The organism is Anaerocolumna sedimenticola (assembly GCF_009931695.1).
Classification (GTDB): domain Bacteria; phylum Bacillota; class Clostridia; order Lachnospirales; family Lachnospiraceae; genus Anaerocolumna; species Anaerocolumna sedimenticola.
In genome coordinates this window covers 287,432-304,044 of record NZ_CP048000.1, presented here as the reverse complement: position 1 = coordinate 304,044, position 16,613 = coordinate 287,432, and the positions used below count along the sequence as shown (strand labels likewise).

The 16,613-nt window shown below is 38.8% G+C and carries 11 protein-coding genes; 9 read left to right on the top strand and 2 right to left on the bottom strand.

The annotated features are described in order from the left end of the window. Positions 1-97 precede the first annotated feature (97 nt). Entirely contained in the window at positions 98-2,110 is a 2,013-nt protein-coding gene (locus tag Ana3638_RS01265) for a beta-galactosidase (RefSeq protein WP_161836322.1), read from the top strand. A gap of 218 nt (positions 2,111-2,328) precedes the next feature. On the opposite strand, the gene Ana3638_RS01260 is transcribed toward Ana3638_RS01265, so the two are convergent. Continuing rightward, the gene (locus Ana3638_RS01260; RefSeq protein ID WP_161836320.1) at positions 2,329-3,237 is read right to left on the bottom strand and encodes a helix-turn-helix transcriptional regulator; all 909 of its coding nucleotides are present in this window, start codon (positions 3,235-3,237) and stop codon (positions 2,329-2,331) included. A gap of 608 nt (positions 3,238-3,845) precedes the next feature. Between Ana3638_RS01260 and Ana3638_RS01255 the strand changes: the two genes are divergently transcribed. Further along, positions 3,846-5,957, top strand: a complete 2,112-nt coding sequence (locus Ana3638_RS01255) for a glycoside hydrolase family 36 protein (RefSeq protein ID WP_161836318.1) — start codon at positions 3,846-3,848, stop codon at positions 5,955-5,957. A gap of 55 nt (positions 5,958-6,012) precedes the next feature. After that, positions 6,013-8,082, top strand: coding sequence for a glycoside hydrolase family 31 protein (locus tag Ana3638_RS01250; RefSeq protein ID WP_161836316.1), 2,070 nt, complete (start codon positions 6,013-6,015; stop codon positions 8,080-8,082). Between the two features lie 118 nt (positions 8,083-8,200). Here Ana3638_RS01250 and Ana3638_RS01245 read toward each other — a convergent pair whose 3' ends face one another. Then, the gene (locus Ana3638_RS01245) at positions 8,201-9,502 is read right to left on the bottom strand and encodes a LysM peptidoglycan-binding domain-containing protein (protein WP_161836314.1); all 1,302 of its coding nucleotides are present in this window, start codon (positions 9,500-9,502) and stop codon (positions 8,201-8,203) included. A 262-nt stretch (positions 9,503-9,764) separates the two neighbouring features. Between Ana3638_RS01245 and Ana3638_RS01240 the strand changes: the two genes are divergently transcribed. The 6 genes from Ana3638_RS01240 (at position 9,765) to Ana3638_RS01215 (ending at position 16,499) form a co-directional block, all read left to right on the top strand. Next, entirely contained in the window at positions 9,765-10,181 is a 417-nt protein-coding gene (locus Ana3638_RS01240; RefSeq protein WP_161836312.1) for a DUF523 domain-containing protein, read from the top strand. A gap of 250 nt (positions 10,182-10,431) precedes the next feature. Then, positions 10,432-11,277 (top strand): DUF4362 domain-containing protein, encoded by an 846-nt coding sequence (locus Ana3638_RS01235; RefSeq protein WP_161836310.1) that lies wholly within the window; start codon positions 10,432-10,434, stop codon positions 11,275-11,277. A 283-nt stretch (positions 11,278-11,560) separates the two neighbouring features. Next, complete coding sequence (locus Ana3638_RS01230) at positions 11,561-12,835, top strand: adenylosuccinate synthase (protein WP_161836308.1); 1,275 nt, start codon at positions 11,561-11,563, stop codon at positions 12,833-12,835. Between the two features lie 419 nt (positions 12,836-13,254). Beyond that, positions 13,255-14,265, top strand: a complete 1,011-nt coding sequence (locus tag Ana3638_RS01225) for a LacI family DNA-binding transcriptional regulator (RefSeq protein WP_161836306.1) — start codon at positions 13,255-13,257, stop codon at positions 14,263-14,265. Between the two features lie 256 nt (positions 14,266-14,521). Next, the gene (locus Ana3638_RS01220) at positions 14,522-15,085 is read left to right on the top strand and encodes a carbohydrate ABC transporter permease (RefSeq protein ID WP_408609513.1); all 564 of its coding nucleotides are present in this window, start codon (positions 14,522-14,524) and stop codon (positions 15,083-15,085) included. A 55-nt stretch (positions 15,086-15,140) separates the two neighbouring features. Then, positions 15,141-16,499, top strand: coding sequence for an ABC transporter substrate-binding protein (locus tag Ana3638_RS01215; RefSeq protein WP_161836304.1), 1,359 nt, complete (start codon positions 15,141-15,143; stop codon positions 16,497-16,499). Positions 16,500-16,613: the final 114 nt, after the last annotated feature.

Genomic DNA, 16,613 nt, shown 5'->3' with positions numbered 1-16,613 from the left:
CCTAAATCAAACAAATGGTAGAAAGGAGAAAGAAAAATCTCGTTCGAAAGCTGCTATTTGTGGCAGTACCGTCTGCAATATAATATGGGAGGTAAGTATGAAAAAAACATTTAAAAGAATTTTATATGGCGGGGACTACAACCCTAATCAATGGCCCAGAGAAGTCTGGAATGAGGATATTCGACTTTTCCGCAAGGCCGGAATTAACAGTGCGACCATCAATGTGTTTTCGTGGGCAAAAATACAGCCTTCGGAAAATGAATATTATTTTGACGAGCTGGATGAAATAATAGAGATGCTCAGCCGTGAAAACTATGATATTGTATTGGCGACTTCCACAGCAGCATTGCCTGCATGGATGTTCAAGAAATATCCGGAAGTTGCCCGGACCGATTTTGACGGACATCACCACAAATTCGGACAGAGGCATAACGCATGTCCCAACAGCCCGATCTATCAAAAATTTGCCGGACGTCTTGCAGAAAAGCTGGCGGAACGTTATGGCAGCAATGAACATGTCACCTGCTGGCATGTTAATAATGAATACGGCGGAGAATGTTTCTGCGAGAACTGTGAGAAGGCATTCCGTGTGTGGTTAAAGGATAAATACAAAACCATTGAAGCGCTGAATCAGGCATGGAATCTTGAATTTTGGGGACATACGGTTTATGACTGGGATGAAATTGTCCTGCCCAATGCCTTAAGTGAGGGAATCGATTATGAGAGAACCGCCTTTGCGGGAATGTCCATTGATTACCGCCGATTTAATTCGGACAGTATGCTTAATAATTTTAAAATGGAGCGTGATGCTATCCGCAGTTTCGATCCCCATACACCCATCACAACAAACCTTATGGGAACTTACAAGAATCTGGATTACTTCAAATGGGCAAAAGAGATGGATATCGTATCCTGGGACAGCTACCCCGCCTACGATACACCCTGGAGTATGGTGGCTATGCGCCATGACTTGATGCGCGGGCTAAAAGGACAGCCTTTTATGCTGATGGAACAAACTCCAAGCCAGCAAAACTGGCAGCCCTATAACTCGCTGAAAAAGCCCGGCCAAATGCGGGCACAGAGCTATCAGACCATGGCTCACGGTGCAGATACCATTCAATTTTTCCAGCTGCGCCGTTCGGCTGGAGCCTGTGAAAAATTCCATGGTGCCGTAATAGAACATGCCGGAACGGAAAACACACGTGTTTTCCGAGAAGTAAGCAGACTGGGCGAGGAACTTAAAACCCTTGGTGACAGGCTTCTTGGAGCAGAAAATCCGGCGCAGGTAGGAATTCTCTTTGATTGGGATAACTACTGGTCATTGGAATACACCAGCGGTCCCAATAAGGATCTAAAATATGTGGATCAGATACATCAATATTACCGTTATTTTTATGAAAAGAATATACCGGTGGATATGATTCCCGCAGACGCGGATTTTTCCAAATATAAGGCGGTAATTGCTCCTGTTCTCTATATGATGAAGGATGGGATGCAGCAGGCTTTGGAGGATTATGTAAAAAACGGTGGTACACTGGTTACCGGATTTATGAGCGGTATTGTGGATCAGTCAGATAATGTCCATCTTGGCGGATATCCGGGTCCCTTACGTGAACTTGCCGGTATCTGGGTGGAGGAAATTGATGCACTGGCACCAGAGCAGAGCAATACCCTTCGTTTTACCGATGGAACGGAAGGTGTCTGCCGGTTACTCTGCGATATCATTCATCTGGAGGGTGCAGTCAGTATAGCTGATTACACAAGCAATTTTTATGCAGCTTCACCGGCGGTGACTAAAAATTCATTTGGACAGGGAACAGTTTACTATGTGGGAACGCAGCTGGAGCAAAATGCACTTGGGAAAGTTCTTAATCTGGTTATGGCTTCCGCAGATGTCAAACCGGTAATTGATGAGACGACAAAACTGGAGATCACCTGCCGTACAATATCGAATCAGTGTTACTACTTTATTATAAACCTGACAGGGGAGACTCTTTCAATACCGCATATTTTTACGGGAAAAGAGGATATACTAACCGGAAATGTATTAACATCACAAACTACCTTTGCACCATATGATGTAGCTTTGGTGTGTGAGGAGAAGAAATAGAAAGTATATTCCATCTACATATTTATATATCTTCATTCTGATGACAGGAAAGGACATCATGTTCTCCTAGAGAGTATGTGATGTCCTTTCAAGGTATTCTCCTTCCTTAATTGGAATAAGAATGGCTTTTGCCTGCTGGCATCTACCGGTAATCAATATGAAAGTCTGCCGTTCATTTAAACCGGCAGCTTTCCTGCTTTGGAATAAGATAAGAATAGTTATATTATATTTCTGTATTTTCCGGGTGAAATACCAACCACATTGGTAAAGACACGATTAAAATGATATTCATTTAGAAAACCGGTTAAAGCAGCTATTTCAGAGATTTTCATATTGCTGTTAACTAAAAATTCTTTTGCTTTGTTAATCCGCAAGATCCTCAGGTACTCAAATATGGTCATTCCGATTTGTGTTTTAAACAGTCTGTTCAGATAATCAAAATTCATATGAAGCTGTACTTCGACAGCTTTACCTGTTATTCTGGTTTGGTAAAAACTCTGCAGAAACGATAACACATTTTCCACCCTGGTATCTCTTTTTACCGAGACCTCTTTAGTGGAAGCTTCTGAAGTTATATTGTTTACATAACACCTGGAAAGACAGATCAGTATATCCAGTATGGTTTTTGAGCAGACCAATTTGTAATATTCATCCCTGGAAGCAAGGGAGAGGGTCACTTCTTCCATTTTACTTCGTATATGGGAAAAAGCAGAGGTTTCAATATGCATCGTTTTGGGGATCAGAGGTTTTAGGGAATCATATAGTTCATAACTAAAAGGGTCTGACTTATAATAGTTATGTTTGTTTTGTTGGAAATGGTTCATTATTTCATTGCTAGTTTCGAGATTTATAGGTTGAAAAGTATCCGAAGGCATATGGATAAAATAGTAATCCACAAATGATTTTTTATATCCCACGTGAAAATGCCCTGGCTCCAATAATAACATATCTCCGGTATGTAATTCATATTTAGTGTTGTCTTCACTGATATATAAAATACCGTCATTAATCATAAATAACAGATATTCGTTTGGAATCCTGGGAAAATGCATCCAGTCTTCGGGGAAACTATTACGATTCATAAAAGATGACTTTGGAAAATTTTCTGTTGACAGATAAAAAGGCATATAAAACCTCCCGGTAAATTTATAAAACAGACACTCATTGCCTGCATCGTATCAAATAGCTGTTTTGCTTTTCTTTACACGCCTCATGCGTTTTTTGCAAGACGATTACTACTATTCCTATCATAACATGATTTCATCAAATTACAATGGTAGCTAACAGATAAGATTTTGTCGCCATCATATATTTACTAATTGCAGGAACTTGGTAGACTGATGATAATATGAATAGTATCGTAAAATACATTCCAACCGGTATAGAAAATATGGAATAATTTTGTGTAAGCTGTTTTATATTAACGGATACTATAATTATTAATAGGATTTGGGTGTCAAAAGGTCACTCGAAGAGGGAAAGGCAGCTAAAATTAATATATATATACGATCGTATTCATTTCCTAAAAATAAAATGACCTTTTTGATCCCTAAATCTTAATAGGTAAATTCGAAGCTATGTAGTTTTTCGATTATGCCACACAATTGATACGGATTTTATAGCTTCAGTAACCCTCGGGGGCAGATTTGGCACTAAAATTGTATTAATTGCATGGTATATAGATATAGTATTGGAGTTTCGCAGTTATCAAATGTTTGTTTAAGAGGAGAAAAAGATGGAACGAATTAATATTTATGAAAATGGAATTTACATGGTGTTTGAGATTGGGGATGATAAGTGTTTTAAATTATTGCATTTTTCAGCAAAACCATTTAGAGAAGAGGATATTATAGCAAGGTCAACAGATTATGGTTTCCGTTTTGTTGAGATAAATTTAGCAGGATTTGACCGTCCTTATGAGCGCCATGGAAACAAATATATTGTAACTGCTCCGGGTTATCATATGCGGTATGAGTCCCATACGGACGAGCAAAATGATATCGGACGTAAATTAGTATTTACTTTAATGGATGAAATCACAAAAGTTTATGTTTATTCCCATATCCAGTTCTATAAGGAGCTTTCTGTTATCCGCTTATGGAATGAAGTTAAAAACTGCGGTGATGATGTTCAGACTCTTGATTATATCTCTTCGTTTAACTATGAGGGGATAGAAAAGGAAGGAAAACTTTCCAGAGATGAGAAAATGAGTGTGTGGGTACCTCATAACAGCTGGCAGCGTGAAATGAACTGGAAGAAGTATACTCTTCCGGAGCTAGGTATGGAATTAGTACAGCCGGCTAAGGAACAGCGTTCCTCCAATATGATTCAATTTTCCAATACAGGTAACTGGTCTGCCAAGGAACATTTACCGATGGCATATCTGGAGAACTCCGAGACAAAAACCGGTTTAATCTGGCAGATTGAACACAACGGTTCCTGGCATTGGGAGATAGGAGACCAGAATGGGCACCTTTATCTGGCGGTAAGCGGACCGAATGAAACATACTCCCATTGGTTTAAAAACCTGAATCCTGGAGATTCTTTTACTACAGTTCCTGTTGCAGTTGGTGTAACAGAGATTGGATTTGAAGATGCCGTAGGTACTCTTACCGATTACCGCCGCAGAATCCGCAGGCCGAATGCGGATAATGAGAACTTAAGAATTATTTTTAATGATTATATGAACTGTCTTTGGGGAAAACCCACTGCAGAACAGGAATTTCCTCTGGTAGATGCGGCGGCGGAAGTGGGATGTGAATACTTCTGTATTGATGCCGGCTGGTATGCCGACGGAGACTGGTGGGATGAAGTCGGAGAATGGCAGGAGAGCAGGAAGCGTTTTCCCAACGGGCTTCGTGAAATAACAGATTATATCCGTTCGAAGGGTATGATTCCCGGCGTATGGCTGGAACTTGAAGTTATGGGAATAAACTGTAATATGGCTAAAAAAGTTCCGGATGACTGGTTTTTTACAAGGCATGGCAAGCGTGTCTATGACAGAAGCCGTTATCAGTTAGATTACCGTAATCCTGAAGTTACCGCTTATGCCAATGGAGTCATTGACCGTCTGGTGAAAGAGTACGGTGTTGGATATATAAAAATGGATTATAATATTGAACCGGGTATCGGGACGGAAAGAAACGCGGACAGTGTAGGTGACGGTATGCTGGGACATGAAAGGGCATATCTGAACTGGCTGGACGGTGTATTTGCAAAATATCCGGAGCTTATTATTGAAAACTGTTCCTCCGGTGGTCTGCGTATTGATTATGCTATGCTTTCCCGTTACAGTATCCAATCGACCAGTGATCAGGATAATTACCGTTATTACTGCACCATTGCAGCCAATTCACCAAGCGGACTGACACCGGAACAAAGCGCTATTTGGTCCTATCCGCTTACAGAAGGAGATAAGGAAGAGGTGGTTTTTAACATGGTAAATGCAATGCTTCTTCGTATCCATCAGAGCGGTCATCTGGCCAATTTAAGCAGGTCGCGGAAAGAATTGGTTAAGGAAGCACTTGATATCTATAAATCCATCCGTCAGGAGCTAAAGACAGGGTTACCGGTATGGCCCCTCGGATTATCGGATTATTCCGACGAATGGGTAAGTTTTGGATTACAGTGCAAAGAAACACTTTATCTGGCTGTATGGAGAAGAGAAGGAAATCACCATACCCATACATTGCCGATACCGTCCTTTAATGGTAAAGATGTAGAAGTTAAATGCCTTTATCCGTCCTACTCAAAAGTTCCTTGCAAATGGGATTCCCAACCCGGTGAGTTTGAAGTGACTATGAATGGGGAGTATATGGCCAGATTATTTAAACTTAGTATAAAATAATTATTTGTATGTCAAAGGGCTTAATTCAGCCAGACAGTAAACAGGAGGATTAAGGATGTTACTTTATAAAGAAGAAAACAGGTTAATCATAGCGGATGGTAAGTCACAGGTATGGATTGAGCCCTGGGGTGAAAATTCCTTGCGTGTCCGTATGACAGCAGAAGCAAAAATGGATGAAAACAACTGGGCTTTAACGGAAAAAGTACCCGATTGTAAAGCGGAAATTGTTTTTACGGAAATTGATGTAACGGATCCTTGGTACAAGTCAGAAGAATATGCCAGGTATCATCAGAACGGAACCCAGGCAGCTATTACTAACGGCAGGATTACAGCTAAGGTAAATCATGAGGGATGGATTAGTTTCTATAATCAGAAAGGGGAACTGTTAACGGAAGAATACTGGAGAAACCGCAACCGTATTAACCGCTACTGTGTGCCGCTTCGTATCGATGCCAGAGAGCTAAAACCAATCCAGGGAAGCTCGGATTATACTCTAACAGCCCGTTTTGAGGCTTTTGATAATGAAAAGATTTTTGGTATGGGTCAATATCAGGAAAAAAATCTGAATAAGAAAGGTGCCCTATTAGAGTTAGCACATCGTAACAGTCAGGCGAGTATACCATTTATGGTATCTAACAGAGGTTACGGATTTTTATGGAACAATCCGGCAATCGGAACCGCTGCTTTTGGTGCTAATAAAACAGAATGGCATGCAATCAGTACGAAAAAGCTGGATTACTTTATTACGGCAGGAGATACACCGGCCGATATAGAAAGACAATATAGTCAGGTCACGGGACGTTCTCCTATGATGCCTGAGTACGGTATGGGATATTGGCAGTGTAAGCTTCGTTATCGCACCCAGGAGGAATTACTTAACGTTGCAAGAGAGCATAAAAGGCGTGGACTTCCCATGGATGCCATCGTCATTGACTTTTTCCACTGGACAAGACAAGGGGATTTCAAGTTTGAACCCCGGGATTGGCCTGACCCTGAGAACATGGTGAAAGAATTAAAAGAATTGGGTATTGAAACCGTTGTATCCGTATGGCCAACGATTGATGAGCAGAGTGAAAATTATGGCAAGATGGCAGAGCTTGGATACCTGGTAAATGCTGACCGTGGTAACCAGAATCATATGACCTGGATGGGAAATACCGTATTCTTTGATGCGACTCATCCGGGGGCACAGAAGTTTGTCTGGGAACGCTGCAAAGAAAATTATTATAAACTGGGAATCCGTTGTTTTTGGCTGGACGAAGCAGAACCGGAATACGGTCCTTATGATTTTGACAATTACCGGTATTATGCGGGTACAGCTCTTCAATGCACCAATACTTATCCTGTAGGGTATGCAAAAGGATTTTATGAAGGATTGAAAGCAGAAGGAGAAAAAGATATCTTAAGTTTAGTGCGCTGTGCATGGGCCGGCAGCCAGAAATACGGGGTTTTAACCTGGTCCGGTGATATTTATTCCTCGTTCCGATCCATGAGAGAACAATTACAGGCAGGCCTTAATATGGGTATGGCCGGAATTCCCTGGTGGACCTCGGATATCGGCGGTTTTTTAGGCGGAGATATTACGAACACAAAATTTCAGGAGTTATTACTCAGGTGGTTCGCCTGGGGGGCTTTCTGTCCGGTATTCCGGATGCATGGTGAGCGTTCACCCTGGTATGAGAGAGAACAGGAATTTATTAATGGTGTCAGACAGCTGACTTCCGGACAGGATAATGAAGTATGGAGTTTTGGAGAGGATAATTATAAAATTCTCAAGAAGTTCTTATTTATCCGTGAAGCACTGCGTCCTTATATCAGGGATTGTATGAAAGAAACCAGTGAATCCGGGGCTCCGGTTATGAGGCCGATGTTTTACGATTTCCCGGAAGATATGAACTGCTGGGAGAAAGAAGATCAGTATATGTTCGGACCAGATCTCATTGTTGCTCCGGTTATGGAAGAAGGTGTAACAAAGCGTTGTGTTTATCTGCCGGCAGGAGTTAAATGGACGGATGCCAACACGAAGAAAGTATACGAAGGCGGACAGACGGTAGTTGTTCCTGCTCCTTTGGATATTATTCCGGTTATGATCAGGGAAAATAAAACTTATGATATTTATAAATAAACAAATATCAGGATAATATTCTGAATCATTTAGTGGGCTGCTGCAAAATAAAAAACTGCCGAACTTGGTTATTTACTCCCAAGTAAGCTCGAGTTTGAATTTGCAGCAGCCTTGGTTTTTATAAATTATCCGGTATGAGTTTCTCAATTTCATATTGGGTATTTATCATTAACCATAATTGATCATAAAATATCATGATATTCCAGACTCCGATACCATTCAGTCCATATGCCGTTATCAAGTCTAATAAAGAATTAATAGTTCTGGCGTCAATAAATCTTGTAATATGCATGGTTTGCAGGTCGTTATTATATTGATTATACAAAAAGAAAGGCGTTTCAGAAGTATCATCATATTGAATTACGGCTCCGGTATCATCGGCGAGAGTTATTGCCGCATTTATCGTAAGAGCATTCGCCTCCGTTTGACCGGCTATATAAGGGAGAGTCCAGTCGTAACCGATAATTGGAAGACCGATATCGATCCTGTCCTGTGAAACACCGGGTATGATAAAATCTAAAAATTGTTTTGCGGTATTAACGGAAATAACCGGTACGGGCGGTCCGTCATTCGTTCCCCATATTAAGTTAAGAAATGTAATATTATTTACCGGTTGACTGATTACAGAATAATTAACAATCTCGCTCTTTATTTCCGTTTCTCCTAATTTAATATTAGGATTGACTGTAACAAACAGCAAATAACCTTCCTTACTCAAACTATCGGCTAACTTAGCTGAAAATCTCTCATATATTTCTCTGTTTGCATTAGTCATATAATTATAGAATAAATTGATTCCATAATACCCCTTTGTTTTAATAATAGAAAGCATATCCTGTATAAAACGTTCCTGATATTCCTCGTTGGTAAGTATATCAAATGCTATTTTAATATTAGGTTCACCTTGTGTTGTCAAAGTAGTTAACAGCATAAGAGGTATGGTGCCATAATCTTTAGCCATTTTAATTATTTCTGAATCATCATAATAACTGATAATGCCACCCTGTCCGGTTGCCCTGAAGTTATAAACGGAGATATATGTCAGATACGGTAAGGTTTTTTTCAGGGTATCAATATTAATATATGGATAGGCAAATGCATTCGTGGCTATTTTTTTATCGGTATTATAGTTGATTACAATTATTTCTCCGGGATAAATGTACTCTCTCTCTGATAAATATGGATTATTCCTTAGCAATTGTATCAACGGGACTCCATAAGCAGCTGCAATTTCTGCTAAGGAATCCCCATCCCTTACCATATGTGTCTGTTCTGGATATACGATTACAATTGTTTGCCCGGGAACTAAATCATAAGGATTGATTAGTCCGTTATTTTGTATTAGACTGGTAACGGATACACCATAATACTTAGCAATAGAATCTATATTATCTGTTGGTTGAATGATATGTATGTACACAATAACCTCTTAATTTGTTACTTTGTTATATTATATTATGGTTTCTTCAATTTTATAAAGATCGGCAGAAGCTTTTATTGATAGTTTGAAGAATTTATATTAATATAAGGCAAGAGAGGGGATAACGGGAGCACTGCAGATTGGCAGGGGGTTATTAATGGAATAAGATTATATTTATAGCATGGGCAGTTTTAGTAAATGAATCATCTTATAAAATATTGGAAAGGAAAATATATTGTTTATTATAATATAAGGAATGAATATGAATATTTTAGTAAGTGCCTGCTTGTTAGGGGTAGATTGCAGATATTGCGGTACCGGTTTATTTAACGAGGCAGTTTATCAATTAAAAGGTCAATATAATTTAATCCCGGTTTGCCCCGAACAGTTAGGAGGATTAACCACACCCCGTAATCCGGTGGAGCTGGTTAACGGACAGGCAGTGGATCAGAATCAGAACGATTTTACGGATAAATTTGAAAAAGGAGCCAGGGAAACATTAAAGATAGCCAAGCTGCTTGATTGTAAGATGGCTGTGCTGAAAAGCTGCAGTCCATCCTGCGGTTACGGGAAAATATATGATGGGACATTTAGCGGTAATCTTATTGATGGAAACGGTAAAACGGCTGCATTGCTTGCGGAAAATGGTATTAAGGTAATTACGGAAAAAGATATATAGAAAAATGTATTGTAGATACGGCAGCGAAAAGGTTAACCAAGATGATGAATAGTGAAGAATTTAAGATTTAATTTGCAGTGAAAATCATAAAATATTAGGTATGATTTTAGGAGAATAGGAACAATACTATAGTTGATGGGGAAAAGATTATAAACCGTTTGCAGCATGGTATCTATTTTATAGTTAATTTTTAAACTGCGTACAAACGAAGATCGAATCGAAGTTTTATTATTCAGGGAAAGAGGTTACTATGAAGAAATTATTCTGTATAATGGCAGTTTTGTTATTCTGCACCGGCTGCAGTCTCATCAAGGAAGCTCCTGATTCCGATACCGGAAATACAACGAAAGAAACATCAGATGATAATAATTCTGATGGAAGTAATACATCCGATAACGGAGCTGCAGATAACGGACAGGAAGAGGTAATCTTAAACGGAATTATCATATCGAAAGATGATTCCGGTGTTATGATTGCTGTCCAGGATATAAGCGGTGGATTCCAACCGTTTGACCCGGTGTCGGTCCATTATGCGGATGCATCTTCTTTAAATATTGGTATGGGAGATATTATAAAGATAAGCTTTGACGGCAGAATAGCAGAATCCTATCCCAGCCAAATATGGGCAGACACAATTAATATAGTTGAAAAAGTTCAGGATAACTGGCCTGCAACAAGTTCGATACCACAAGAGTATTCTTTTGAAGAAGCGGTGGCGGATAACTGTTTTGTGGTTGGTAATGATAAAACGGAATCAGAAGACCGGATGAATTCATTTGTGGATAACACTATAAACGGTATGGTGGGATATTTAAGAAGAGTGATGTATACCACGGAAGGAGACCCTGTTATAACTGATTTTATTTATGATGGAAACAAGTATTATGTTTTTGAAGATATGTCAAGAGATGCTTTTGCCGGAAGCGGGGATAAGCTTTATAAAAAAATATACACTTATATCAACACCTACGAGAAAGAGAGCTATAAAGTCTTTTACCTGGCGGACAGGAATGATATCACCAATGAGGAATATGAAAAAAGTATAACAAGCAGTAATTCTAAAGATATGATTGATACTTATGCAATTTCTTATTAATCAGTAATAGGAAGTATCTTTTTGTAACAAATATTTAGGTAATAAGTCCAATCTATCTCTATTATTCAATAGGTTGGATAGATATAAGTAGAAATTATGAACTGTATAAATAATATTGATTTTACTTATATACTAATTAAGCCTATAATAAGAAAGTAATAAGGCATTGTGGCAATCTTGTTACAATGCCATTTTTTCTGAGAAAAAAGAATATTGCAGCTGGTAAGCGAAAATACTTTGTATGTAATATTCTAACGAATGAAAGAAATAGGAGGAATTTGGTATGGTAAAAGCAATTGTTGGCGCTAACTGGGGCGATGAAGGAAAAGGTAAGATTACCGACATGTTAGGACAGGAAGCAGATATAATCGTAAGATTCCAGGGTGGAAGTAATGCGGGACATACAATTATTAATAAGTATGGTAAATTTGCATTACATCTGCTTCCTTCCGGTGTATTTTATGATCATACAACAAGTATTATAGGCAATGGTGTGGCACTGAATATTCCTTATTTGTTTAAAGAGGTTCAATCCATCGTAGACCGAGGAGTTCCGATGCCTAAGATTTTAGTGTCCGACCGTGCACAGATAATGATGCCATACCACATTCTTTTTGATCAATATGAAGAGGAAAGACTTGGCGGTAAATCCTTTGGTTCAACCAAATCCGGTATTGCACCTTTTTATTCGGATAAATATGCCAAGATCGGCTTCCAGGTATCAGAACTGTTTGAGGAAGAAGCTTTGAGAGAAAAAGTAGACCGTGTATGCGAAATGAAAAATATCATTTTAGAGCATATGTATCATAAACCATTGATTAACCCGGATGAATTATTTAACTTATTATTAGATTATAAGAAAGTGGTTGAACCATATGTTTGTGATGTGGCGGCTTATTTACACCAGGCAATGAAAGAGGGTAAGAATATCTTATTAGAAGGCCAATTGGGAGCATTAAAAGACCCTGATTTTGGTATCTACCCTATGGTTACCTCCTCATCAACACTGGCTTCTTATGGTGCCATCGGAGCAGGTATCCCGGCTTATGAAATTAAAAATATCATAGCAGTGGCTAAGGCTTACTCCAGTGCGGTTGGTGCGGGAGAATTTGTCAGTGAAATATTCGGTGACGAGGCAGATGAACTGAGAAGACGCGGCGGTGACGGCGGTGAATATGGTGCCACTACTGGCCGACCAAGACGTATGGGTTGGTTTGATGCGGTAGCAACAAGATATGGCTGCAGAATGCAGGGAGCAACGGAAGTTGCTTTAACCGTACTTGATGTGTTAGGTTACCTGGATGAGCTTCCGGTATGTGTTGGTTACGAAATAGACGGAGTTGTTACAAAAGACTTCCCGACCACTGTTAAATTAGCTAAGGCAAAACCGGTTTACGAAGTATTACCAGGCTGGAAACAGGAAATCCGCGGTATTACCAAATACGAAGATCTTCCGGAAAACTGCAGAAAATATATCGAATTCATTGAAAAAGAACTTGAAGTTCCTATTACCATGGTATCCAATGGACCGGGCAGGGATGAAATCATTAAACGTTAATAAACTTCGCTTCGCAAAATATATTGTATATGGAACTGCTTAAAATGGCAGAAAAATCTGGAGACAGAACCAGAGAATAGATCCGTTTATCTATTCTTTCGGTTCTGTTTTTTTATCTCATAGGAAATTACGTCTTCACTTTTTTTATAATCCATGTCTACCTGCCTCTCGGTCCAAACATCAAAAGTTCCCTATTTAACCGGATCATATCGTTTCTATAATGTTTGCATGAAAACTTATGAAACAACGATGAAATAAACGTGAAATAAATGTAACGCTTGTGAAACAAATGTAACTTATTGACATGTTAAATTTAATAATATATCTTATAAATATAAGGTCAATACTAGTCAAATATAACAAATTATTAATAATTTTATGAAATATAACTGGGAGATACTTATGAAAGGAGTGAAATTATGACGGTAACGGTACGTAACGTTGCAAAAACTGCAGGGGTCTCTTCTGCTACTGTTTCAAGATATTATTCCGGAAGTAATATTGTCAGTACAGAAACTGCCAGAAAGATAGAAAAAGCAGCAAACGAATTAGGTTATAACCCGAAGAACAGGAAACGAAGAGACAATGGTGTTATAGCAGTATTGATACCAGATTTAAAATTAGGGTTTTACGCCGAAGTTTTAAAGGAACTGATTGAGCAAATTCCTAAGTATAATTACCGTATGGTCATTATACCTACTGTGGAGGGCAGCGAAAATTATAAAATATTTTTTAAGGAAATGTCTATTATAGGAGTAATCTATCTTGATGAATCCATTGACAGAAACATTATTAATTATATCGCATCTAAAAATATAAAAACCGTTTTGTGTGCAGGTGCCTCTATCGAGTTTCGTTCTGATATGATCCATATCAATGATATGGCTGCAGCTTATGAAGGAACGAAATACTTAATTGGTTTGGGACACGAAAAGATTATATTTTTGTCGGATTATTTACGAAACATAGACTCCAGCTTTCAACGGGTTACCGGCTGTAAGCGTGCTTTGGAGGAAATAGGGGCTCATTTGGATGAGAAAGAGATGCTTATGTGCGGACCATTATCCTTTGAATCAGGTTATCGCCTGACAAAATTATTATTAGATAAACATACTGAATTTACAGCAGTCTTTGCTTTCAGTGATGAGATGGCGGTGGGTGCAATATCCGCTTTACACGATGTCGGTATCGCTGTACCAAACGATGTTTCAGTGCTGGGATTTGATGATATAGCAATAGCCGGCAGGGTTATACCCAGATTAACGACAATACATCAGCCAATCAAAGGAATGGTAAGTAAAACCTTGAATGCATTTCAATCTGACACAAATCATAGCAATCTGGAGATAACGCTGCCATATCATATTATTCAGCGTGGTACTTGTGCGGTGAACAGGAGGATTAATATTTATGATAAAAAGAAAAATTAGTCATATGCTTGGTATGGGTATTATGCGTATTTATTTAGCATTTTTAGTTATCGCGTCCGTAGGCCCTTTAGTATGGATTATAATGTCATCTTTTAAATCCAATAAGGAGATTTTATCCAATGCATTTGCATTACCGGTTAGCATTAGCTTTAAAGCTTATAAAGCAGCCCTTGACCTTTCACCAATATTTAAGTTCTATGGCAACAGCCTGATTGTTGCGGTAGGAAGCACTTTGTTAAATGTTCTTGTGATATCAATGGCTGCTTACATATTGGCAAGGTGCCAGTTTAAAGGAAAAACTTTACTGACTCTATTATTAGCATCTTCCCTTTTAATTCCAACTGCGGCTTTACTAATGCCTATTTATACAATAACCACAAAGATTGGCTTATTTGATACAAAAACAGGACTTGTTTTCGTATATGCAGCATTAGGACTGCCGACATCACTATTTATAATAAAAAGCTATTTTCAGGGTATACCGACAGAATTAGAAGAAGCAGCATATCTTGATGGAGCCGGTTTTGTCAGAACATATTTTACTATTATATTTCCTTTGGCAAAATCAGGGCTTGCTACGGCAGCCATATTACAATTCTTAACATCATGGAATGAATTTATGTTTGCTTTAATATTAACAAAAAGTGAATCTGCAAGAACACTTCCGCTGGCATTAAGCTATTTTACTTCTCAATTTTCATTCAATTATACGGCCATGTTCGCTGCTCTTACCATGGTAATTGTCCCCAGTATACTAATTTATACTTTACTGCAGGAACAGATTACAGATAGTATGGTCGCAGGGTCAATTAAAGGATGATATGGTACGATGACACAAAAGTGTCTTAATTTATAAAAAAGAAAGGGGATTTATCATGAAAAAAGCATTTTTAAAAAGGCTGATAGGAGCAATGTTAATTTGCACCATGGCTTTAGGTTTAATGGCAGGATGTTCTTCCGGTACCAAAGGCGGTGTTACTAAAACAAGTGGTACCAATGGTTCCGGTGGAGAAACAGAAAGTACCGGCAGCAAGGAAACGGCAGACACAGAATCAACAGGAGTGGTTGAGATTAATTTCGCTACCTCCTGGGTAGGTGTAAGTGCCAACACCGAATGGTTCAAAGATCGTTTAAAAGCATTTAACGAACAGTATGGTGACAAGATTAAAGTGAATGTGGAAGAAATCGCTGGAGACCAGGCTTATGTAGACAAAATGAAAGTTCTATATTCTTCCAATTCCTTGCCGGATGTAATATGCACAGGCGGCTATAATTTAATTGACTCCATGAAAGATCAATTTGTAGACCTTACAAGCTATATCGATAATGAATGGTATGATTCCATTAGTAAAGTCTGCTGGGATGTTAACTCAAGGGATGGGAAAATATATGGAATGCCTTATTCAAGACAGGTCATTGGATATTTTTATAATAATGATTTATTTGCAAAGGCTGGAATCGAAAAACCGGCAGAAACATGGGACGAATTCTTTGCCCAATGTGATAAATTAAAAGAGGCAGGTATTACGCCGATCTCTATGGATACCGCAGATTCGGGCTGGCTCACTTCTTTGTTTTTAGGTGCTTTGATTGCCCAGACGGACGAAGGGGAAAAGTTTATGAACACGTTACAGCCTGATAATTATAATACTGCGGATTTCATTAATGCTGCTGCCGCAATTCAGAAAATGTTCCAGAATTATACTACCTCAGATGCTATTGGAGGAAAATATGAAAATGGTGCAAGTAATTTCTACATGGAACAGACAGCGATGATTGCCAACGGTCCATGGATGGCAAGTGATTTCTATGATACATCCATGGTAGAAGACGGTTTTGCAAATAAGGTTGAGACAGCAATGTTCCCCGGCGGCGTAATGTATAACAGCGGAAAAATTGGTTTTAACATTGCATCTAAGACGGAAGAACAAACCAAAGCTTCTGTGGAATTTGTAAAGTTCCTGACATCGGATGAAAGCCAGAAGAAATTACTTGAAGTTACTGGTGATATTCCCGCCAAAGTCAGTGTAACCTCTAGTGAAATCCATCCGATCATTATTGATGTAATGGCAAACGGTAATATTGCGACCCGTAATATTAATGACTATCAAAGCTTATGGTATGCAAATGTCGTTGATGAAATAAGTGTTCAGTATCCGATGCTGGCACAGGGAGAAATTACTCCGGAAGAATTTGCAACTGCATTAACAGATGCCGCTGCGAAAAATAAATAAAGATAATAACGAAACGTATTTATCAACTTGGTGGTTTACTTTCCCCTGTCTTCTAATCTTAAGTTGCAGGCAGGGGGAAAAGAAAAAGACAAAAGAAAGACAAGGAGGTGACAG

Bases quoted from the DNA above. Each gene is read 5' to 3' on its own strand.
- Ana3638_RS01230 (WP_161836308.1), top strand. From the start codon at position 11,561: ATGGTAAAAGCAATTGTTGGCGCTAACTGGGGCGATGAAGGAAAAGGT.
- Ana3638_RS01265 (WP_161836322.1), top strand. From the start codon at position 98: ATGAAAAAAACATTTAAAAGAATTTTATATGGCGGGGACTACAACCCT.
- Ana3638_RS01215 (WP_161836304.1), top strand. From the start codon at position 15,141: ATGAAAAAAGCATTTTTAAAAAGGCTGATAGGAGCAATGTTAATTTGC.
- Ana3638_RS01235 (WP_161836310.1), top strand. From the start codon at position 10,432: ATGAAGAAATTATTCTGTATAATGGCAGTTTTGTTATTCTGCACCGGC.
- Ana3638_RS01255 (WP_161836318.1), top strand. From the start codon at position 3,846: ATGGAACGAATTAATATTTATGAAAATGGAATTTACATGGTGTTTGAG.
- Ana3638_RS01260 (WP_161836320.1), bottom strand. From the start codon at position 3,237: ATGCCTTTTTATCTGTCAACAGAAAATTTTCCAAAGTCATCTTTTATG.
- Ana3638_RS01225 (WP_161836306.1), top strand. From the start codon at position 13,255: ATGACGGTAACGGTACGTAACGTTGCAAAAACTGCAGGGGTCTCTTCT.
- Ana3638_RS01220 (WP_408609513.1), top strand. From the start codon at position 14,522: ATGGCTGCTTACATATTGGCAAGGTGCCAGTTTAAAGGAAAAACTTTA.
- Ana3638_RS01240 (WP_161836312.1), top strand. From the start codon at position 9,765: ATGAATATTTTAGTAAGTGCCTGCTTGTTAGGGGTAGATTGCAGATAT.
- Ana3638_RS01250 (WP_161836316.1), top strand. From the start codon at position 6,013: ATGTTACTTTATAAAGAAGAAAACAGGTTAATCATAGCGGATGGTAAG.